Source organism: Chelatococcus sp. HY11 (genome assembly GCF_018398335.1).
Lineage (GTDB): Bacteria > Pseudomonadota > Alphaproteobacteria > Rhizobiales > Beijerinckiaceae > Chelatococcus.
The window spans coordinates 38,514-59,442 of the sequence record NZ_JAHBRX010000003.1 but is presented as its reverse complement, the minus strand read 5'-3'; the positions used below and the strand labels follow the sequence as shown (position 1 = coordinate 59,442).

Below are 20,929 nucleotides of genomic sequence, written 5' to 3'. Positions count from 1 at the left end.
CGTACGACGCCGGCATCTTCATTCAGAATTATCCGTGGGAGGGCAGAGGCGATAATGGCGACCGCCAGAGCTGGAGCGTGTCGGACGTGGCGAGGCTGTTTGCAGTCAAAGTGGCAAACTGGGCGCCGATCAGCGCGGGTTCAAGATCACCGCCCGGTCGATACCACGTATAGGTCCAGTTGGTTGAGCCTAGAATACTGAGGGCGGCGATCGTCGGATCGATTTCAGGCCGGATCTGACCGGCTGCCTGCCCTTCGCGGATCGTCGATATGAAAATTTGCTGATAGCGGTAGTCATCGCTGAGAATGCGCTGCCGCTGCTCAAGCGTCCAGCGCTTTCGTTCGTGCAGGAACACCGCCGTCTCGATGAGGTTCTCGCACACATGGTCAATGTGGCTCGCAATTAGCCGCCACAGACGGGTCAGGGGATCGTCATTAAGAGAGGCGAGTTCGGCGATATTTCGAACACCTTTTGTAATGATGTCGACGAGAACGGCCTCGATCAGTTCGTCTTTCGCGGCGAAATAATAATAGAGAGTTGCTTTTCGAACGCCAATCGCATCGGCGATACTCTGAAGCGAAGTTGCCTCGGAACCCTTTTCCCAAAAGTGCCGGACGGCTGCGCGAATGATTTCAGCTCGTCGCCGATCATGCGAAGCGTTTCGGCTTCTCTCTGGTGCCGTGGCGTGAGCCATCACGTCGTCGCCCTTCTCATGAGGATCGCAAGCGATCGTCCGCTGCTCATTTTGACCAACGCGCGCACCTTCGTCAGACCCCTCGATTTGGTCGGGCTGGCGGGTGAGAGTCGCTGAGATGCAGCACGGCGCGGCGAGCGGCATGCACGGCGTCGCCGATGCGGCCGATACTTTGCGCGTCGCCCACCACAGAGAACGGGATGCCCTGCCGGGACAGAGCAATATCGAAATCGGTGCCGCTCTCCCGGCCTTGTGCCATCACGACACACGTACAGGAGATCTCCATTCCGCCGGCGGCAACCTCGATTCGGACCGTTTCACCGCAGACACTCGCTATGGTCGCGTTCTCAACAATTGTCAGCGCCATGTTATTGGCGAGGCGAGCGCGCAACTGCTTCCGATACATTGGTTCCGCAGAGCGTGCGAGCTGCCGGGCCGGAGAGCGCGTCACAAGAACGACAGAGTATCCGCGCTCGGTCAGATATTCTGCCGTTTCGCAACCGGTTTCTCCGCCTCCATAGACGACTACAGGTAGGGTGTTCGGAGGCGGCAGATCCGCCTCGCTCATGAGGAGATCATAGGCGCTCACGATCCGGGCCCGGGCGTCTGTCTGGAGCGGAAAGTTTGCTGCGCGCGCGCCGGTCGCAAGCAAGACGACATCAGGCGCGAGCGCCACCACCGCTCCCGGATCGAGCTTGTGGCCACAATGGACCGTGACGGCGCTCTCGGCGAGGCGTTCTTTTAGATAATCGAGATACCAGAACAGCTTGTCTTTCAGCGGTGGCGTCGCTGACGCAATGAGTCCGCCTCCCAGTTCGCGACGCGTTTCGTAAAGCTCAGTTGAGAAGCCAGCGGCGGCGAAATCAAGTGCCGCGGCCATGCCGCCCGGGCCGCCGCCGACGACGATGGCCTTACGTTCACCGCCGCCGGAAAGCGCGCGACTGATCCGCTCGTACCCCGCGACCGGGTTCTCGGCGCATGCGATTGTTTCATGACGCAGGATACGGTCGAAACACCAGTTGCAATTCGTGCATGGACGAATGTCCTTTACCCTGCCGGATAGGGCCTTTCTTGCCCAGAACGGATCGGCGAGGAGAGGACGTCCGAGCGCCACGATATCGAGAGCACCTTCTCGGATGGCCGTTTCCCCGGTTGCCGGCCAACGTACGGGACCCACCCCCAGAACAGGGACCCCGGCGACGTCCCGGATGGCGCGGCAATGGTCAAGCCGCCAGCCCTCCGGCATCGACATCGGATCGATTGTCATATCTAGCGAGCCTTCGATGTTGCCGGTTGAGACATGGATCGCATCGACGCCAGCAGCGACAAGTCGGGGTACGATGCGAAGCGTGTCTTCCAGCGTAATCCCGCCCGGCAGGTAATCTGTCGACGACAACCGGTAGATGAGCGGTTTATCTGGTCCCAGCGCCGCTTTCACCGCCCGGATGACTGCGAGCGGGAAGTTCAGGCGCCGCGTCTCATCCCCCCCCCAGAAATCATCACGGGTGTTTTTGAGCGGAGACAGAAAAGCCATCAAAAGATAGCCGTGCGCTCCATGGAGTTCAATCGCATCATACCCCGCTTCGACTGCACGCTCTGTCGCAGAGCCGAAAGCGCGAACCAAACCGTGCACTTCCTCCTCGGAGAAGGCAAGGCACTGAGGTGTTCCGTCACGCCGCGACAGAACGATGCTCGGGCCGGACGGCAGCCCCTGGAGCGTACGCGGATCGGCTAACTGTCCAGGAAGATGAAGCTGAAGGGCAGTCCCGGCGCCTTCATCCTTCATGGCTTTGACAAGCCCGCGATGCCCGTCGATAAATTCATCTTGATCGAGCGCCAATTGTGCCATTTCGGCCCGGCCGTAACGGGTGTCCACGCAGGTGAATTCAACGGTGATCAACCCTGCGCCGCCCGCCGCGCGCGCCCTGTAATATTCGAGGCTGTCCGGAGTGACCCGACCTTCTGGCGAGCCAAGCCCGCTAGACATTGCAGCCATAGCGACCCGATTTGGGAGTTCAAACCCTGCAAGCTTGATTGGTTGACCGAGAAGAGGAAATGCCGGTCCGAGTTCAGGGTGGGTGTCAGGAATCCTCACGCCTCATTCCTTTTCGACGGTTGGGCTCCAGATTTCCAACGGAACGCCACTATACTCCCTATGTGCGCCACGGTTCCGGTAGCCCCGCCTGTCTTCGGATAGTCCATCAGCGATCCTGATTGCGTGAGTCTATCTCAACAACATTCCAAAGCGGCGAAGGCGCGATGGCCCGCGTCAGTTGGTCGGCGAACTGTGCTGCGATCAGAGAGGAACCCCCGGCGCGTTCCGGCCGATACCAGCGGTGGAGCCAGTTGAGCGAGCCAAGGATCCAGAGCGTGGCGAGCTTCGGATGTACGGAAGCCGGCACTTGGCCTGTCCCCTGTGCCGCAATGATCAGATTGCGGAATACGCTTTGATAGGCGCGATCAGCTCCCAATATCTCAGTCTGCAGGCGCGCCGGAAGCCGATCCATCTCCCGAACGAAAACTGTTGTGCGATCGAGGTTGTCGCAAACGAACGCGGCATGGCCTTCAAGCAAAGCGCGCAGCCGGGAGAGCGGATCGCCGCTTCCGGAAGCCAGCTTCTGGGCATTGGCCAGATGCTCGTCGTGCACGAATTTCAAAACATCGAAGAGCAAAGCTTCCTTTGATTTGTAGTAATAGTAAAGGCTGCCTTTCAATATCCCAACGCTGTTGGCGATATCCTGCAACGAGGCACGATTGTAGCCTTTCTCCGAGAACACCCTAAGGGCGGCTTCCAGGAGATCGGCCTTGCGCTCCTCGCCCGACATTTTGTCGGCGACGCCTGACCGCAGCGCCTCGCCTAGCATTCCGGCTTGCTCCACTCTCATTGCGACCAGCGCGCCAATGCGTCGTCGATCCCTAAACGGGATGGTGGCTCGAAGACCGTCGTTTCATTCCCGAAGCGGGGCGCCCGTGTTGCCTCGATCCGGTCTCCGTCGCGACGGAAAATACCTCGAGCCTGCGCATGCAGAGTTTGGGCTGCTTCGTCCACCCCAAGCACCGGCGAGACGCAGGCATCACCGTCACTGAACAGCAACCCCCACTCATCGCGCGTCTTTTCGCGGAAACGTGCGGCAATCGCATCCGTCATAACGGGCCAACAGGCTTCGTCGTCCTGTGGAAAAGCGCCTGGATCGAGTCCGATCCCATGCATAAAGAGGCGAAAGAATTGTGGCTCGAGCGCACCGACGGCGATGAAGCCTCCATCCTTACATTTGTAACACCGATAGAAGGGACGTCCGCCGTCGAGCAGGTTGGCGCCACGCCTGTCCTTCCATTGGCCCGTTGCGCGCAGGGCATGCATCAGACTGAGGAGAACCGGGACAGCGTCGCACATCGCAGCGTCGACGACATGACCTTTGCCACCGCGAGCCACATCGAGCAGTCCGGCGATGACGCCAAATGCGAGAAACAGGGTGCCGCCAGCATAGTCGGCAACGAGATTGAGCGGTGGTGAAGGCGGACGGTCGGGGGAGCCCATCAAAGCCAAGGCGCCCGACATGGCAAGGTAATTGATGTCATGTCCGGCACGATTCGCGAGGGGGCCGGTTTGCCCCCAGCCTGTCATGCGCCCATAAACAAGGCATGGATTACGGGCGTGGCACGCTTCGGGACCGAGGCCGAGCCGTTCCATGACGCCGGGGCGGAAACCCTCAAGAGCTGCGTCAGCGCGCGCGACGAGATCGAGAGCCCGAGCGCGATCCGAAGGTGATTTCAAATCGAGCTCAACGCTGGCACGATTGCGGTGAAGGATGGCGCCTCCGACCTCATTATCGGTCACCGGGCTCCCTGGGCGCACGATGCGAACGATCTCCGCGCCGTGATCGGCCAACATCATCGCGCAGAGCGGAATGGGCCCCAAGCCGTCGAACTCGACAATTTTGACTCCAGAGAGAATGCCGCTAGCAGACATCGCGATAACCGCCTCACCTGCAGCCAAACATGCCGCCGTCAAGAATAATCTCGGTTCCCGTCATGTAAGCGCCGGCGCGGGAGGCGAGCATGATGGACGCCCCAACCACATCCTCCGCAGTCCCCATACGTCCCAATGGCACACGCTCGACGAGTTCGGAAAGTTTTTCCTCTTCGCCACGGATGTGAGCGGTCATCTGGGTGGGAAAATACCCGGGTATAAGTGTGTTCACGGTGATGCCATAAGGGGCAAGCTCGGCGGCCAATACGCGCGACAGATGATGGACCGCAGCCTTGCTGGAGGCGTACGAAAAAGCCGAAAGGGGCTCGGCGCGAAGGCCAGCGAGCGATCCAATATTGATGATGCGTGCCGGGTCCGCGCCCCGTTCCTCGCGCTTCAGAAGCGGCAGAAGATCGCGCACGAGCGTGAAAGGACCTTGGACATTGACCGCCATCACAGAGGCCCACGCCTTGTCAGGGAAAGTTTCCAGTGGCGCTCCCCAGGTTCGCCCAGCATTGTTGATCAGGACATCAAGTCGCGTTTCGGATTCTCGGATACGCTGAGCGAGTGCGGAGCACGCCTCTGGCGATGAAAGGTCGGCAACGATCCCGACGCATTCGCCCGATCGCCGCAATTCCGCTTCGGCCGCGGTCACGACCTCCTCCTTGCGCGAGGTGATGTAGACCTTCGCACCGCCCAGTACAAAGCCTTCCGCTATCATGCGCCCAAGCCCCTGGGCGCCGCCGGTCACGAGGACGATCTTGTCTTTCGTTTCGAAAAGCGAGGCGGGAGAAAAGTTCAGTGACATGGCATTCCGGCAGTTGGACAGGGTAAGGGACAGAAGCAAGGGGGCCATTGCAATATAAGAGCTTAGTCAGGCAACCTATCGATCGATAGTTCGCCTCAAGCGTCCGATTTGCGCGCGGCGCCCGAAGATATCTTCCAGCCGCTCGATCACATGGCCGCCGCAGCACTGTTTCTCGATACCATCAGTGTCGTATTAAGGCCGCCGTCAACCGTGAGATCGACGCCGCTGATGAATGACGCTCCGGGGCCGGCCAGAAAGTGAATTGCCGCGGCGAGATCCTCTGGGGTGCCGATCCGATGGAGCGGGATTTCCTGCGAACGACACTGCCGCAGTTCCTCATTCCTGTAGACATGCCCCGTCATCCCCGTTTCGGTCGGTCCGGGCGAGACGCTGTTGCACCGAATGCCGTCCGGGCCCCATTCGAGCGCCATCTGCCGGATGAGCATTCGCAGCGCGGCCTTGCTTGCGCTGTAGGCTCCAAGCGGCGTTGCTGGATGTTCGGCCGCCATCGACGCCGTCGCGACGATCGCGCCGCGAGATTTCCGAAGGGCGGGATAGGCCGCCTGCGCCATCAGGAAGGTTGCACGGGTATTGATGGCGAAAATGCGTTCGTATTCCGACAAGGGCAGTTCGGCGAGCGGAAATGTGTGGAGGACGCCAGCGTTACTGATCAGTGCGTCGATGCCCCCGAATGCCGCGAGGGATGCTGAGACGACAGAGCCGGGCACTTCTTCTCTCGCGAGGTCGGCAACGATCGTTTCAACGCGGCCCGCTAGCGGCGCTATTTCGACAGCCGCATCGGCGAGGCTTGCTGCGTCGCGATCGACGAGCATTAGCACGGCCGGTTGTCCGTCATGCGGTTTGGTTGCGAAAAGCCGCGCGGTCGCGCGTCCGATGCCGCTCGCCGCGCCTGTGATGACGATTTTCATGGCCAAGGTCCCCGCTTCAGTGTTCGATGACGATCTTCCCGATGCCATGCGCACCCTCTAGATGGAGCAGAGCGTCCTTTGCTTGATCTAGACGGTATGTTTTTTCGATGACTGGCCTCAGCCCGTGCTCCTCGACGAACCTGAGCATTGCCGCGAAATCGGTGAGATCGCCCATCGCAGTTCCGAAGATGGTGGCGTGCCTCAGAAAGAAATCAGGCGCCGCCATTGTCATATTTACGCCCCCGGTCGAGCCGTAGATCACGATTCGAGCCCCCATCGCGAGGGCGCGCGAATACTCAGGTAGGCCAGTGGTGGGAGCCCCATCAAACACCACATTGACGCCGCCGCTCGCTTGCTGCAGGGCCTTCCGCCAGCCCGCCTCGCGATAAATAAAACCAGCTTTGGCCCCGAGGGCGGCCGCCTTCGCGAGGGTCTCCTCGGACCCGCTGGTCACGTAAACGTCCGCGCCGGCAGCCACGCCGAACATCAACGCGAAAGTCGCGACTCCTCCTCCAATGCCCGTGACGAGAAGCCGGTCGCCCCTTTCCAGGCCGCCCTTACCGAACAAGCCGCGCCACGCGGTGAGGGCCGCCGTGGGCAGCGCTGCAGCCTCGGCGAACGAGAGGCCCTTGGGCTTGGCGAAAGCATTTTCAGCCGGGACACAGATGGCTTCAGCAATGGTGCCAGGGAGCGGAACGCCGAGGAGCGCGAAACTCTTCGACGGAAAGCGTGGATCAGCGCCCCAATGGAGGCCCGGATAGAGCACGACTTCACGGCCCTTCAGGGCCGGATCGACATTCGGTCCGATTTCCGCAACCACCCCAGCGCCATCCGCCCCCAAAATGCAAGGTAATTTCATATTGGGGTACTGTCCGCGGCAAATCCAAAGCTCGCGATGATTGAGGGATGACGCTTTCAGCGCAACGCGGATTTCCCCTGCGCGGGGCGTCGGTAACGGTTCATCTCGCAGAACGGCGCTCTCCGGTCCGCCCGCTGTCTCCAACACCAGTGCTTTCATCGCCCTCTCCGCCATCGCGACCGAATCGTCGATTGAGATTGCAGGCGGTCACTAAGAAAACACCTATCCATTGATTGCATTTTCTACCAGACGAATGGTAGATTTTGTTCAATGCGCCAAAGAGCGCCACGTCCGTCAGCGGTTCACCAGGGGAAACAAAACGCCATGCAAGCCATCGTGACTAAATTTGTCCCGCCGCTCGAACCGGTGGGCTTGCTCGACCGGCCCCGCCTCAGGGATTATCTCGGCGATCTCGCGCGGCACCGCCTCACCATCATCAAGGCGGCTGCCGGCTACGGCAAGACGACACTACTGGCGCAATGGTTCGACGAGTTGAAGGCGCGCGGCGCCCTATGCGGTTGGATCTCACTTGATACCAATGATAGCTCACCGCGACCGCTCGCTCGCTCGCTGCAATGCTCCATGCCGTCGGCCCGATCGGCGAAGGTCTGGAGAACGTATTTCTCAACGAGGCCTATTTCAATGCGGAAGCGCTGATTGCGGCAGTCATCGAACGACTGGCCCGGACGCGTCAGCCCGTCTACCTCTTTCTCGACGATGTCCATCTTCTGGATCAGAGAACTGCTGATCTACTCGCCCTGCTCATCCAACGTGTGCCGCTCAACACGCATTGCGTTCTCGCGACGCGACAATTGCATACTATCGAGCTGGGGAGCATGCGCGCCTATGGTCAACTTCTCGAGCTTGGTCATCAGGAATTGCGTTTTACGCGCCAAGAGGCGATCGCGCTGCTCGCAGGCGCCGGCCATCATGAGTTCGAGGTCGCACACCTCGACATGCTGCTTTCCAAGACCGAGGGTTGGGTCACGGGTCTCAAGCTCGCGTGTTTCGCCCTGAACCGATCGACGGACCGAAGTGATTTTTTTGCTCATTTCTCTGGTCGAGGCCGCGCCGTTGCTGCGTTCTTTGCGGAAGACGTCTTTGCCCGACAAAGTGAAGAGATCAGGTCGTTCCTTCTCGAAACCGCCGTACTTGACCGGCTTTCCCCGGAACTATGCGATACCTTGACTGGCCGGCGCGGTTCAAGCGCCACGCTGCGCCACCTGGAGGAAATTGGCCTTTTTATTGCTCAACTAGACGATGAAGGCCAGTGGTTCCGCTACCACAATCTATTTTCCGAGTTCCTCCAGCGAAAACTGGCTGACCTCGATTCACAGGCCGTATTCGTCGCACACCGGAAGGCCGCGGTTTGGTTCCATTCGCGCGGTCACCATGAGCAGGCCCTCGAGCACGCGCTGAAATCGCGTGATTTCACCCTCCTTTCGGAGTATCTTGAAGGGGTTGCCGAAGACTTCACCTATTCGGGTCGCGTCGGAACGATCTCCAAGTACGCCGCGGAATTGCCCCTGGCCATTCTCGCGCGCAGCCCCAACACGGCGGTCGCGGTCGCGTGGCATAAGATCTATGGCATGCGTTTCAGACAGACCCGCCATCTCCTTGATCTTGCAACCGAACGACTGGCGGAAATGCGCCGCGATCCCGAGACCGATCCCGATGCTCTTGAAGCGCTCGACATGACGCTTCAGCACCGTGAGATGACCTTCGCTGCCGCACACGACAATCTTGCCCAGGTGGAGGAGCGTTGTGCGACACTCCTGCGCTATTTCGCGCCGCGGCGCCCGTTCGTCGTCTGCTCGCTCTATGCTTATCAAATGTCGGCTCGCCGAGAACATTTCCGCTTCGAAGGACTGGACCGCCTGCATGCGCAAGCGCGCGCCAGTGCTGAGCAGTCGGGCTATCGTTTTTCCGTATTGGCGTTCCAAGCCGCAGCGGGCATCTCGTTGTTCGCTGCCGGGCGAACCGAACAAGCCCGTGAGGCGTTGGCCCAAGGGCTGGACGAAAGCCATCACTGGGCGGGCAAGAACTCGCCGCTCGCTGCGCTGATCGCGCTCCCGCTGGCTGAAATCCATTATGAAGCCAATGAACTCGAGCAGTCGGCAGAGCTCGTTGACAGCCATCTGCCGGTTGCACGTGAGCTGTGCTTCGTCGATCAGTTGGTCGCTGGGCATATCGTGAAGTCGCGTCTCCATGGCGCTCGTGGCGATCAAGATGGCGCGCGCCGAGCACTAGACCAGGCCATGAATGTCGCGCTGGAATGCGATCTCGAGCGCATGCGGCTTGCCGTTCTGCACGAGCAGATTCGCCTCCTGCTGCGAAATGGCATGACGGATGCCGCGGCTGTGCGGATGGCTGAATCGAACCTGCCGAAATCGTCCGGCGCTCTCGCGCCGAACCAGGGGGCGACCACACTCAACGAGTTGGCAGCGCTGATCTGGGCCCGCTATGCGATCAACCGCGGTCAGGCGGCCGAAGCTTTGGCTCTGACAAAGCAATGGCGGACATTCTGCCAGAGCCGCGGAGCCGTGCGCGCCTTCGTGCGGTGGAGCATTCTTGCCGCGCAGACCCTCTCGATCAGTGGGGATCATCGCACCGCACAACGAGCGATGCGTGAAGGTGTCACCGCGGCTGCGCCGGCGGATCTTATTCGCAGTTTCGTCGACGAAGGGCAGCCTGTCTTCAAGCTCCTGTCCGATGCCTACACAGACAGCATGGACTCGCAGCATCCCACGGACCTTTTCGCGCGCCGTGTGCTGGCAGCCTTCACCGGAAAACCGGTGTCGACCCCCGAGATCGTCGAATCAAACTATGAGGGGCTCTACGGCCGGCTCAGTGGCAAGGAGTTGGAAATCCTGACTCTCGTTGGTTGCGGGATGCGTAACCGCGAAATCGGCAACCGTCTCGGGCTGTCTGAGGGATCGGTCAAGTGGTACATGCAGCAGGTGTACGACAAGGTTGGCATTCGCCGTCGTTCGCAGGCTGTTGAAAGAGCGCGGCAATTCGGCCTTATTGCATAGATTCTGCGTATAAGATTGGCCGTCCCTGTGACGCCGGAGTGCGTCATCGACATACTGTTCTACAAGCTCCCGATCCAACGCATTCGGCGCTCTTGCCTCTCAGAGCCTGACGCGCGTGATTTCAAAGTCTTGCAAGTTTTCTTATGAGGGGCCGAATGTGTGCGACGAAAATCCAGGCGACTGCCCTTTCGATGGATGTCTCGAAGTCTTTGGCGAGACGGCGGCAGCGTCCGAGCCATGCGAAAGTTCGTTCGACGACTGGCCTACCCCTTTAAAGTGGTCCTCCCTGATGTATGGCATTGAGCCATTTGGAGGACGAGAGAATGGCAAGGAAGAGACATACTATCGGTGGCGTCAGGAATACGGCGGCCTCAAAGGAGATCAGGTCAAGCGCCTGAAGGAGCTTGAGGCGGAGAACGCCAGGCTCCGTCGGGCGGTATCTGATCTGACGCTCGACAAGATGATCCTCGCCGAGGCTGCGCGGGGAAACTTTTAAGCCCCGCCCGCCGCCGCGCCTGCGTGGATCACGACGCGGGCCATCTTGGCGGTAATAGCGGTCATCGCCTTGCGGCGCAGATCTGGATTGTCGCGATCTCTGGCGATGTAGCGTTCGAACTTGTGCCGGAAGCCATTCTCGCGCTGGCGGATAACGACTTGCCCGGCGATCCACAGGGTGCGGCGCAGCCGAGCGTTGCCGAACTTGGAAAGCCGGGTCTGGCCGCGATATTGGCCGGACTGTTGTGTCGAGAGATCCAGCCCGCAGAACTTGAGAAACTGGCGATGATGGTGGAAGCGGCGAAGGTCTCCGGCGTCGGCGATGATCGTCAACGCGTTGATGGGCCCTATGCCGGGTATCTGGCGCAGGAGCTGGTAATCCTTGCTGTGCCGCAGCAGTTCGTCGGCCTGTTCCTCGATCTGGTTGCGTTGCCGGATCAGGCTGCGTGCTTCGGCAATGACCATACGAAACATGCGAATGGCAGGGGCATCGAGCGGCAGCGGCAGTCCGATCGACGTGCGCGCCGTCTCGTAAATACCCATCAGAATCTGCGTCTTGCTGACTTTGCGGCCGACAACATCCCAGGCTGCTGCCACAAACTCCTCCTTTGTCAGCGCCGTGATGCTTGCCGGGGTCGGAAAGGCATCGAGGAAAGCGAAGAACCAATCACTGCGGCTGTTTCCCCTGAAGCGATCGATCTCGGGGAAATACAGCGGCAGGTAATGCGTCAGGATGCGGTGCTGGATCTCGGTCTTGGTCCTGGCGATCGCCTCATGCGTCTTCGACAGTTCCCGCACGTCGTTGATGCCGGCGCGGAGCGGATCATGGTAGACTTGCGTCGCTTGGATCTTCAGCATGTGCAGGATTACCTGCGCATCCTTGGGAAACGCGTGTGAGCGCCCGGTTCCACCGCAGCTCCAGTTCCGCCGCGACAAGCCGGTTCTGCGGGTCGGCGGTGTCAATTGCCGGAATGCCCGATCGGCGTTGTAGCGCGCCGCCGCCTCGAGATCCCGCACGAGCGCGTCGCGAACCTGATCGAGGCGACTGGCCGCTTGCGCTTCAGCCTCAAGAGCTGCCGCAATCGCGCCGGGTTCAACGACGCGCAGAAGCGCTTCTTCAATGGCGTCATCCACACGCAATCCTCCGAAGGCGATGCAGCGCGGCTCCCCGTGGTCGAGCAAGCCTCGCCAGCAGGAATAGCGCGGGATGTTATGCTTGGTTCCCGTGTAGCGGACCGTCAGCTTGCGTCCGCACAGCCGGCAACGGACAAGGGCGGCAAGCAAAGCCTCACCATGCTTGGGCGCTCCGTGATGCCGGCCCGTCGGCACATTGTTACTCACGATCTCGCGGATCGCTTCCGCCCGTTCCCAGCTGACGTAACCTTCATGAACGCCCGGGATCAGCGCCAGCCACTCGGACCGCGCCTTGCGGCAGATCCTGACTCGAATGCCCGTCGCATCGTATCCCGACGCGACCTGACTCTTACCATAGGCGTAGGCGCCGCCGTAGATCGGGTTCTCGATCATCCGGTGGATGGTCGCATAATTTGGCCTGCGCCAAATGACACCATTGTTATTTCGCTTTGCAGGCAAATCGAGCCCGTGCTCGTGGAACCAGAGCAGGGCCTGCCGGGCACTTCCGAGTTCGGCCACCTTGTCGAAGACGAGAGTGATGGCTTCCTGGACTCGGCGATCGGGATCCTTCTCGAGCCTGTCGCCAACCTTCACAAAGCCGACCGCGGCAGCGACGATGAGTTCGCCGCGTCGGGCCATCTCGTAGCGTGCCGAAAGAGAGCGCTGCCGCAGGAGATCCAGCTCATACTCGTTGAGACTGCCCTTCAGTCCCAGCAGCAGCCGATCGTTCCCCTGTCGCGGCGCGTAGACAGTCTCCTGATCGATCAGTACGGTATCAACAACGCGGCACATCTCGATGAGCTGCTGCCAGTCGCGGCTATTGCGGGCGAAGCGCGAAACCTCCCGAGCAGCAACCGCGCCGATCTTGCCGAGGCAGACCTCGGCCACCATCCGGTCGAATCCTGCACGCGTGACGCCACCCGCGGCCGATCGGCCGAGGTCATCGTCCACCGTTTCGATCCGGGACCAGCCCAGAGCTGTCAGGCGGTCGCGCATCGCATATTGCAGGGCGCTGCTCTAGGTTGTGTGGACACTTATCGGAGCCATAGGACGATGGCGGCGAGCGTAACGACCGCGCGGTAGTTTCGAGCGGTTTTCTCGAACCGTGTAGCGACACGCCGTACGCCTACGCGCAGGGCCGCCTTGTTGAGGGCGAGCCAAGAGTGTTGAATCGTCTGTATGGACGTCTATACGAACAGATCAGTGAGCAGGCTGGAAATCATCGAGGCAGGTGGGCGCCGGCACTTCAGCGATGAGGCGAAGCTTCGGATTGTGGCAGAGAGCTATTCGGGCCCGCGTATGGGATCTGCGACAGCTCGCAAGCACGGGATCACCCGTTCGCAATTGAACGATTGGCGAAGAGCGGCGGAGGTTGGGCGGCTCGGCTCACCGCCGGTTGACGGCTTCATTCCGGCCCTGATCGTGCCGGAGGCTGCGGCGGTGCAGGAAGAATTGGCTGTTGAAGTATCGTCTTCCGGCGACGTGATCGTGGTTGAATTGACGGGCAGCGGTCGGATCAGGATTTGCGCGTCGGCGCCCCCCGCGCTGGTGTCGGCGGTATTGAAGGCACTGCGATGATCCCGGTACCAACGGGAGTGCGAGTTTGGTTGGCGACGGGCCACACAGACATGCGTTGCGGTTTTGCGGGTCTGGCTCTACGCGTGCAGGAAATCTTGAAGAAAGACCCTCTGAACGGCCATATTTTTTGCTTCCGCGGTAAAAGAGGCAATCTGTTGAAGGTGATTTGGCACGACGGCCAAGGATCGTGCCTGTTTACGAGGCGCCTTGAGCGCGGCCGTTACATCTGGCCATCCCCAGCAGACGGGAGCGTTACGATATCGACAGCCCAGCTGAGCTATCTCCTGTCTGGGATCGACTGGCGAAATCCCCAGGAAACATGGCGCCCAACGCGCATTGGATAGCATTTTGACTTTGAAGTTACGAGTGAAATCTGATTCACTGGCTTCATGACCTCGAAGGCGGTTGCTCTTCCTGTGGACTTGGCGAGCGCCTATATGGCGCTGCTTGCCGAGCGCGAGGCGTTGCAGGCTGAACGCGATGTCGCCGTCGCGGATGCCGCCAATGCACGGGCGGAGCTGTCCGACAACGAGGCCCGGATCGCGCATCTGGAGCTGCGGATCGAAAAGCTCAAACGCGAACTGTACGGGCAGCGCTCCGAGCGCATGGCGCGGCTGATCGAGCAACTGGAATTGGAGCTGGAGGATCTCGTCACCACGGCGAGCGAGGATGAGCTTGCTGCGCAGGCCGCGGCGGCGAAAGCCCAGATCGTGCGTGCCTTCGCGCGCAAGCGGCCGGTGCGTAAGCCCTGGCCGGATGACATCGAGCGCGAGCGCGTTGTCATTGAGGCTCCCGCCACCTGCACCTGCTGCTGCGGATCGCGGCTGGCCAAAATCGGCGAGGACGTGAACAAGACGCTGGAGGAGATCCCGCGCCGCTTCAAACTGATCGAGACCGTGCGCGAGAAGTTCACCTGCCGCGACTGCGAGAAGATCAGCCAGGCGCCGGCGCCGTTCCATGCCACGCCGCGTGGCTTCATCGGCCCGCAGTTACTGGCGACGATCCTCTTCGACAAGTTCGGGATGCACATTCCGCTCAACCGCCAGAGCACCCGCTTCAAGTGCGAAGGCATCGACATGCCGGTGAGCACGCTGGCCGACCAGGTCGGCCACGGGACCTTCGCTCTCATGCCGATCTTCAAGCTGATCGAAAAGCATGTCTTCGCGGCCGAGCGCCTGCATGGCGACGACACCACCATCCGCATCCTGGCCAAGGGCAAGTGCACGACCGGGCGGATCTGGATTTACGTGCGAGATGACCAACCCTTCTCGGGCACAGCGCCGCCGGCGGCAGTTTACTATGCCTCGAGTGACCGGCGCGGCGAGCACCCACACAAGCATCTGGCCCATTGGCAGGGCATCCTGCAGGCGGATTGCTACTCTGGTCTTAATGCGCTGTTCGACGTGCGACGAAAGGACCAGCCGCTCACGCCGGCCTATTGCTTCGCGCACGCGCGCAGGGGCTTCTTCGAGCTGGCCGACATCGAGAAAAACGCCCGAGAAGGCAAGCGCAACGGCAAGCCCGTCTCCCCGCTCGCGCTGGAGGCCGTCAAGCGGCTCGATGCGCTCTTCGAAATCGAGCGCGAGATCAACGGCAAGACCGCTGACGAGCGGCGCGCCCTGCGCCAGGAAAAGAGCAAGCCACTGTTCGACGACATGCACGCTTGGCTGCTGCGCGAGCGCGATACCCTCTCGCGCTCTTCCGATGTCCTGAAGCCCATGAACTATATGCTGTCCCGGTTGGCCGACTTCGCCCGCTTCCTCGACGATGGCAGAATCTGTCTCAGCAACAATGCCGCCGAGCGCGGATTGAGAAATATTGCTCTTGGCCGCCGGTCGTGGACCTTTGCAGGCAGCCAGCGCGGCGCTGACCGCTGCGCCGTCATGCTGACGATGATCATGACCTGTCGCCTCAACGACGTCGATCCAAAAGCATGGCTTGCCGATGTCTTGGCTCGTATCGCGAATCTGCCCGCCTCGCGTCTGCACGAACTGTTACCTTGGGAGTGGAAGAGCCTGCGCGAGGCTGAAAAGCACTCCGATCAGCAGGCCGCCTGATCTTCACAACGTCCCCTCAGCATAAAAGCCGCTGCACCATCGCGCACGCGCCAATCCGGCGGTCTTCGTCGTACCCGTACGACACGCCTGAATTGCTTGAGCTTGGAAAAGCAGCATTCGATCAGATGACGTTGGGCATAGAGTTGCTTGTCGAGCGGATGCTTGACTGCGCGCGACGGGTTATTGGGGATGACAGCAAGTGCGCCCTTGTCGGCAATGGCCTGCCGCAAAGCGTCGGCGTCATAAGCGGTGTCGGCCATGACGTCGTCGGGCGGAAGTCCCTCGATCAAGGCCGCGGCCTGCGGCGCGTCGCCCTTCTGGCCGGCGCTCAGCGTGAACCGCACCGGACAGCCAAGGCCTCGGACGGCCATGTGGATCTTGGTGCTCAGGCCACCGCGCGAGCGACCAAGGGCCTGATCTTCAGACCCCCCTTTTTAGCCCCGGCAGCGTGCTGGTGGGCCCGAACGACCGTGGAGTCGATGATCAGATATTCGAAGTCCGGATCATCCGACATCGCCTCGAATATCCGCCACCAGACCCCCTTGGTGCTCCATCGGCTGAAGCGGCGGAACGCGCTGTTCCAGTCGCCGAACACCTCGGGAAGATCGCGCCACGGGGAGCCCGTCCGCACGATCCACAACACAGCCTCGACAAACATCCGGTTGTCGCGACCGGTCGAACCCTTCTGGTCGGGACGGCCGATGATCAACGGCGCCATCCGATCCCAGGCGGCATCGCTCAGCACCAATCGATCCATCACCCCCAAGGCTGCCTCCTGAAAAGCAGCCTTGAATCACACCTCAGCCAAAATGGGAATCCTTAGAGTCCACACAACCTAGCGATTGTGCAGGACTTGATGGGGCGAGGACTGCCGCACATACAGGATCGCCTTGCGTTCCAGGTGGTGCGGCCTGATCTTCTCAGACATCATAGCGCATCTCCTCCCGGTCCCGCACGCAGCCGCCGTCTGCGTGGTCGAGCATCAGTCGAACCATCAGGTTCGTCAGCGCCTCGCGCGTCTCTGCCGGCAGGGCCTGCCATTGCGGCGCCAGCGGTTCCGCCTCGGCGTCGTGCGGCTCCTGGAACAGATTGAACTGATGAGACTTGCTGTGAGAAAGCGATGAACGGTGGGGGGGCGTGGCATGGACATCTCCCCGATTCGCGTCGTGAGAGTCCAATGCTGCGCTTGAATCCCGCAATTGCGATGGTGCACCCGAGGCGGGCCTCACCTCCTGCAGCAACGTCGCCAAGGCATTGAGCGCCGTAATATCGACTTGGGGCGCCGCGCCAATGCAACAGGCAGCGCTGTCTGCCCGCTCGAACATCCAGGCCGGTATCTCCAGCCATCGCCCGGAGGTGGAACCAGCCCGACTGCAGCGGAAAACCCCTCTGCCGGACTTCTCAATCACCTCGTGAATGTGAACCCGGCGTCCGGCCCAAGGATGCCAACGATAAAGAAGCTCGCGCTCTTCGGTCCTGTGGGCGTTCCTTCGTTGTGTTGTACAATACCGTGCGTCCGCACTCATCGCTCGGCTACAAACCACCCGCACCAGAGGTGGCCGCGCAACCCCGACCAGCTCCGCCGGCCACCCCGACGGTAGCGCCAGACCAATCATGCACTAACAATCAAAGCGGATCACCTCGTGGGGGCCGGCCAGGATTGCTTCCCGCAGACACGTCATCCGGGGTCGTCCGATCCGGCCAGTCACCGGCAGGAACGGTTCGATCAAGGCCCAATCGGGGTCCGTCAGATCGCTTGCATAACGCAAGTCATCCCGCCGATAATGCCGACGAGTGGCCTCTGTCCAAGGCATCGTGATCTCCATCGAATCTTCACAAATCCGACGGAATCACAAATGCCTGAGGCCACTCAACCTTTTCCAGTCAGGCTCTAGGACAAGAGCGCCCCGGATCGTTGCAAAACGGTTTGCGCAGTGAAGGGCGGTGACGAGGCACGCTCCCGCCTCGTTAATCATGGTTTCGTTGTGACGTAGAACGGTCAATTTGTGCTGCCCGCCGTCCCGCGTTGTGGGGCGAGGAAAGGGAAGCCTCAATTCATCTTGCGCTCATCAAGACCAAGGCCGCGACCGATGATTTCCTTCATAATCTCCGACGAGCCGGCGAAGATCCGCGTGATGCGCGCATCCGTATACATGCGGCAGATACGATACTCTTCCATGTAGCCAGCCCCGCCGTGCAGCTGCACGCACGCATCCATGACGCGCCCTTCCGTCTCACTCGCAAGCAGTTTCGCCTGCGCTGCGATTTCTGGAGTCAGCCGGTCAACGTTGTACAGGAGGGCGCACTGGTCGACAAAGGTCTGCGCTGCGTCGATTTGGGTCCGTAGATCGGCCATTACGAAGCGTGTGTTCTGAAAGGCACCGATCGCCTTGCCAAACGCTCGGCGCTCTTTGACGTAATCAAGCGTAATATCGAACGCGGTTTGAGCCGCCGCGACGGATCCAACGGCCGCGACGAGGCGCTCGCCGGCAAGAAAATTTGACAGATAGGCAAAACCCTTCCTCGGGTCTCCCAGGACGTTCGCTTTCGGCACTTTCACATCGTTGAAGAACAGTTCCGATGTGTCCTGGGCTGCCATTCCCATCTTCTTCAGCCTTTTGCCGCGCTCAAAACCTTCCATACCAGCTTCGATGACAAACAAACCGAGGCCGGTCCGCTTGTCAGGGTCAGTGCGCGCGACGACGACGACGAGATCAGCGAGTTGACCGTTCGAGATATAGGTTTTGGAGCCGTTGATCACCCAATGGTCCCCTCGGTCCTCGGCACGGGTGCGGACGCCTGCCATATCACTGCCCGCCGCTGGTTCGGTGATGGCGATCGCGAGAATCGTCTCACCCTTGATGCAACCAGGTAACCAACGCGCCTTCTGTTCCTCGGTCCCGAGCCCACCGATGTAGGGAGCAACAAGGCCGGAGTGGAGATTGATGTAGAAACCTAGCTCGCCGTTGCGGATATTCTCCTCATAAACGATCTGCTCATACCGAAAGTCCTTAACGCCTGCTCCACCGTACTTCTCATCCGCCCACATCAAGAGATAACCGAGCTCTCCGGCTTTCAGATAAGCCTCGCGGTCGACGTAGCCCTGCTCTCGCCAGCGTTCGCCATGGGGCGCAATCTCACGCTGGAAAAACCTCCGCACCGTATCGCGAAATTCTTCGTGCTCAGGTTCGAAGATGAGCCTTTGCATGATTACCTCCAAGGGTCAGCTGTGGAACGGGATATTTTTCTCGGCCCGCTGGCGCAGCCATTCGGAAGGCCTGAACCGGTCGCCATATAGCTCCGCGAGGCGGTCGCACTCGGCGACGAAGTCGCGGATGCCCACGCTATCAATTAGTGAGAGCGTCCCTCCCGTGTAGGTCGGGTAACTCCATCCGAGAACCGAACCTAGATCCCCGTCTGCGGGATCGGTGAGAACGCCTTCCTCGAGGCAGCGCGCGGTCTCAATCGCCTGAATATAGAGAATGCGTTTCTTCAGTTCAGCGAGATCAGGCTGGCTGGTCTTCTGAGGGAAATGTTCGACGAGTTTCGACCAGAGACGTTTGGGCGCTCCGTCAGGATAGTCGTAGAACCCGGCGCCGGCCTTTCGACCCTCGCGCTTGAATTCCTCGACCATTTTTTTCATCACGTCATAGCCCTGCGGTCGGCGGAAAGCGTGGCCCAGTTCAGTTTCGGCCTGTGCGATGATCTTCATCGGAAGTTCCAGTGACACTTCATCCGTCACGGCGAGCGGGCCAACGGGCATTCCGGCAAATTTCCCGGCATTTTCGATCAGAGCTGGCGCAATTCCTTCGCCGATCATGGCCATGCCCTCGTAAATGAAGGTTTGAAATACGCGGCTCGTATAGAAACCGCGGCTGTCGTGGACGACGATTGGCGTCTTGCGGAGTTGCGCTACGAAGTCCAGCGCATGGGCGAGAGCTACTTTGCTCGTTTTCTTGCCCAGGATGACTTCGACGAGAGCCATGCGGTCGACAGGTGAGAAGAAGTGCAGCCCAATGAAATTTTCCTGCCGAACGGCCGCCTCTGCGAGATTTGTGATCGGCAAGGTCGACGTGTTGCTCGCAAAGAGGACATCGGGTCCGGTTACCGCCTGCGCGCGACGCGTCACGTCTGCCTTGATAGCTTTGTCTTCAAAAACGGCCTCGATTACCAAACCGACCCCGGCAAGCTTGTCAAAGTCGGTTGTCGGCAAGATACGAGCCAGAATCTTGTCGGCGTCCTCGCGGCTCCGGCGGCCCCGTTCGACGTCACGCGCGAGAAGCTTTTCGGAATAGGCCTTCCCCTTGTCGGCCTCGGCCTGTGATCTGTCGATGAGCACGGCCTCACAGCCCGCAAGAGCGCTGACGAAGGCGATACCGGCACCCATCATCCCTGCGCCCAGAACGCCCACTTTCTCAACCTTTGCCTTCGGAACACCCTCAGGACGCGCCACGAGCTTCTCAGCGCGACCTTTGTTAATGAACGTCGTGCGTATGATATTGCGAGCTTCGACCTCGCAAAGAAGCTTCGCAAAATATTTGCTTTCGACCGAGAGCGCCTTGTCGAAAGGCAGCTGGATGCCTTCGAATACCGTCGACAGGATCGCTGCCGGAGCGGGATAGTTGTGCAAGGTCTTCGCGGCGACTGCGGCGGGCTGCATAGAGAACAGCGATGCCATCTGCGCGTTGAGGAGGCCGCTGCCTTCGGGAACGGGATACCCCTTCTTGTCCCAGGCACGGACTGAATCGGGTCCGGAGAGGATCCACGCACTCGCGGCGTCAAGAAGCCTGTCAGCGGGTACAATTTCATCCACAAGACCGGCCTTAAGCGCTTCAGCCGGTGCAAGCGACGCTCCCGACAGCAAGAGCTCGAGACCTTTCTTCACGCCCACCATCCGGATCAGACGCTGCGTTCCCCCAGAGCCAGGGAGGAGCCCGACATTGACCTCCGGCAGGCCGACGAGCGTCTCTGGACTGTCGACGATAATCCGACGGTGGCAGGCGAGCGCGAGTTCGTATCCTCCGCCAAGTGCGAGACCGTTGATCGCCGCGACGAAAGGTTTTCCGCAAGTTTCCAGCCGGCGATGCATCTGTGTCGGCATTAGGCTGAACTCGAGCGCCTCGGCCTTTGTGAATCCCTTGGTGAGGATCTTGAGATCGGCGCCCGCCATGAACATCGGTTTGACTGATGTGATGACGGCGCCTCTTACTCTGTCGTCCGATGCGATCTTCTCGATCGCCTCATTCATTTCGGCAACCCACTCGGGCGAAACGAGATTGGTTGACTCGGTCGCGTGGTCGAGCGTCAGAAGCGCCACTCCGTCATTGTCGACCGTCAGATTGATGTGCTTCATTGGAAATGTTCCAGTCA

At 60.5% G+C, this 20,929-nt stretch carries 16 protein-coding genes and 7 pseudogenes; 7 read left to right on the top strand and 16 right to left on the bottom strand.

Translation table 11 applies throughout. From position 1 onward, the window contains the following. Window positions 1-28: 28 nt before the first annotated feature. The 7 genes from KIO74_RS29895 to KIO74_RS29865 form a co-directional block, all read right to left on the bottom strand. The gene (locus tag KIO74_RS29895; protein WP_213339457.1) at window positions 29-838 is read right to left on the bottom strand and encodes a TetR/AcrR family transcriptional regulator; all 810 of its coding nucleotides are present in this window, start codon (window positions 836-838) and stop codon (window positions 29-31) included. Continuing rightward, entirely contained in the window at window positions 768-2,789 is a 2,022-nt protein-coding gene (locus KIO74_RS32580) for an oxidoreductase (protein WP_213339453.1), read from the bottom strand. The genes KIO74_RS29895 and KIO74_RS32580 overlap by 71 nt, the downstream gene beginning before the upstream one ends. A gap of 106 nt (window positions 2,790-2,895) precedes the next feature. Further along, the gene (locus tag KIO74_RS29885; protein WP_213339452.1) at window positions 2,896-3,519 is read right to left on the bottom strand and encodes a TetR/AcrR family transcriptional regulator; all 624 of its coding nucleotides are present in this window, start codon (window positions 3,517-3,519) and stop codon (window positions 2,896-2,898) included. A 56-nt stretch (window positions 3,520-3,575) separates the two neighbouring features. Next, window positions 3,576-4,664, bottom strand: coding sequence for a CaiB/BaiF CoA transferase family protein (locus tag KIO74_RS29880; protein ID WP_213339451.1), 1,089 nt, complete (start codon window positions 4,662-4,664; stop codon window positions 3,576-3,578). A 13-nt stretch (window positions 4,665-4,677) separates the two neighbouring features. After that, window positions 4,678-5,472: an SDR family oxidoreductase gene (locus tag KIO74_RS29875; RefSeq protein ID WP_213339450.1), complete on the bottom strand. Its 795-nt coding sequence runs from the start codon at window positions 5,470-5,472 to the stop codon at window positions 4,678-4,680. 146 nt (window positions 5,473-5,618) lie between these two features. Then, complete coding sequence (locus tag KIO74_RS29870; RefSeq protein WP_213339449.1) at window positions 5,619-6,401, bottom strand: SDR family NAD(P)-dependent oxidoreductase; 783 nt, start codon at window positions 6,399-6,401, stop codon at window positions 5,619-5,621. A 16-nt stretch (window positions 6,402-6,417) separates the two neighbouring features. Next, window positions 6,418-7,419 (bottom strand): zinc-binding dehydrogenase, encoded by a 1,002-nt coding sequence (locus KIO74_RS29865; RefSeq protein WP_213339448.1) that lies wholly within the window; start codon window positions 7,417-7,419, stop codon window positions 6,418-6,420. Window positions 7,420-7,584: 165 nt separating this feature from the next. Between KIO74_RS29865 and KIO74_RS29860 the strand changes: the two genes are divergently transcribed. Together KIO74_RS29860 and KIO74_RS29855 are read left to right on the top strand one after the other, a co-directional pair. Beyond that, on the top strand, window positions 7,585-7,917 hold the full coding sequence (locus tag KIO74_RS29860) for a hypothetical protein (RefSeq protein WP_213339447.1): 333 nt from the start codon (window positions 7,585-7,587) through the stop codon (window positions 7,915-7,917). Beyond that, window positions 7,836-10,295, top strand: coding sequence for a winged helix-turn-helix domain-containing protein (locus KIO74_RS29855; RefSeq protein ID WP_213339445.1), 2,460 nt, complete (start codon window positions 7,836-7,838; stop codon window positions 10,293-10,295). The genes KIO74_RS29860 and KIO74_RS29855 overlap by 82 nt, the downstream gene beginning before the upstream one ends. 121 nt (window positions 10,296-10,416) lie before the next feature. On the opposite strand, the pseudogene KIO74_RS29850 reads toward KIO74_RS29855, so the two are convergent. After that, window positions 10,417-10,560, bottom strand: a pseudogene (locus KIO74_RS29850) (IS5/IS1182 family transposase); the annotation flags it as partial. 66 nt (window positions 10,561-10,626) lie between these two features. Here KIO74_RS29850 and KIO74_RS29845 point away from each other — a divergent pair. Beyond that, a pseudogene (locus KIO74_RS29845) lies at window positions 10,627-10,823 on the top strand (transposase); the annotation flags it as partial. On the opposite strand, the pseudogene KIO74_RS29840 reads toward KIO74_RS29845, so the two are convergent. The 3 pseudogenes from KIO74_RS29840 to KIO74_RS29830 all read right to left on the bottom strand — a co-directional run. Beyond that, window positions 10,788-11,675: pseudogene (locus KIO74_RS29840) on the bottom strand (IS110 family RNA-guided transposase); the annotation flags it as partial. The pseudogenes KIO74_RS29845 and KIO74_RS29840 overlap by 36 nt on opposite strands. Window positions 11,676-11,957: 282 nt before the next feature. Beyond that, window positions 11,958-12,920 (bottom strand): annotated as a pseudogene (locus tag KIO74_RS32050) (recombinase family protein); the annotation flags it as partial. Window positions 12,921-12,958: 38 nt separating this feature from the next. Beyond that, window positions 12,959-13,045, bottom strand: a pseudogene (locus KIO74_RS29830) (IS5/IS1182 family transposase); the annotation flags it as partial. Window positions 13,046-13,127: 82 nt separating this feature from the next. On the opposite strand from KIO74_RS29830, the gene tnpA reads away from it, so the two are divergent. Genes tnpA through tnpC form a run of 3 tightly spaced genes read left to right on the top strand, consistent with a single transcriptional unit; the run spans window position 13,128 to window position 15,559 of the window. Then, on the top strand, window positions 13,128-13,502 hold the full coding sequence (gene tnpA / locus KIO74_RS29825; protein WP_291980276.1) for an IS66-like element accessory protein TnpA: 375 nt from the start codon (window positions 13,128-13,130) through the stop codon (window positions 13,500-13,502). Continuing rightward, a complete protein-coding gene (tnpB, locus tag KIO74_RS29820) occupies window positions 13,499-13,846 on the top strand; it encodes an IS66 family insertion sequence element accessory protein TnpB (protein WP_213339441.1) in 348 nt (115 codons plus the stop codon). Before tnpA ends, tnpB begins: the two co-directional genes overlap by 4 nt. Window positions 13,847-13,891: 45 nt before the next feature. Then, window positions 13,892-15,559 carry an IS66 family transposase gene (gene tnpC / locus KIO74_RS29815; protein ID WP_213339440.1) on the top strand — a complete coding sequence of 556 codons (1,668 nt, stop codon included), beginning with the start codon at window positions 13,892-13,894 and terminating at the stop codon, window positions 15,557-15,559. Here the strand turns inward: tnpC and KIO74_RS29810 are convergent. Next, window positions 15,544-16,325 (bottom strand): IS5 family transposase gene (locus tag KIO74_RS29810; protein ID WP_502762139.1). Its coding sequence is split into 2 segments (ribosomal slippage): window positions 15,544-15,987 and window positions 15,990-16,325, totalling 780 coding nucleotides; the frame shifts between segments, so codons are not numbered across the junction. The two genes, tnpC and KIO74_RS29810, sit on opposite strands and share 16 nt — an antisense overlap. A 154-nt stretch (window positions 16,326-16,479) precedes the next feature. After that, the gene (locus KIO74_RS29805; RefSeq protein ID WP_213339561.1) at window positions 16,480-16,884 is read right to left on the bottom strand and encodes a hypothetical protein; all 405 of its coding nucleotides are present in this window, start codon (window positions 16,882-16,884) and stop codon (window positions 16,480-16,482) included. A 131-nt stretch (window positions 16,885-17,015) separates the two neighbouring features. Between KIO74_RS29805 and KIO74_RS29800 the strand changes: the two are divergent. Further along, a pseudogene (locus KIO74_RS29800) lies at window positions 17,016-17,182 on the top strand (integrase core domain-containing protein); the annotation flags it as partial. Window positions 17,183-17,214: 32 nt separating this feature from the next. Here KIO74_RS29800 and KIO74_RS29795 read toward each other — a convergent pair. The 3 genes and pseudogenes from KIO74_RS29795 to KIO74_RS29785 form a co-directional block, all read right to left on the bottom strand. Next, window positions 17,215-17,373 (bottom strand): annotated as a pseudogene (locus KIO74_RS29795) (transposase); the annotation flags it as partial. Between the two features lie 236 nt (window positions 17,374-17,609). Continuing rightward, a complete protein-coding gene (locus KIO74_RS29790) occupies window positions 17,610-18,767 on the bottom strand; it encodes an acyl-CoA dehydrogenase family protein (protein WP_213339435.1) in 1,158 nt (385 codons plus the stop codon). A 15-nt stretch (window positions 18,768-18,782) separates the two neighbouring features. Further along, entirely contained in the window at window positions 18,783-20,912 is a 2,130-nt protein-coding gene (locus KIO74_RS29785) for a 3-hydroxyacyl-CoA dehydrogenase NAD-binding domain-containing protein (RefSeq protein ID WP_213339433.1), read from the bottom strand. Window positions 20,913-20,929 lie beyond the last annotated feature (17 nt).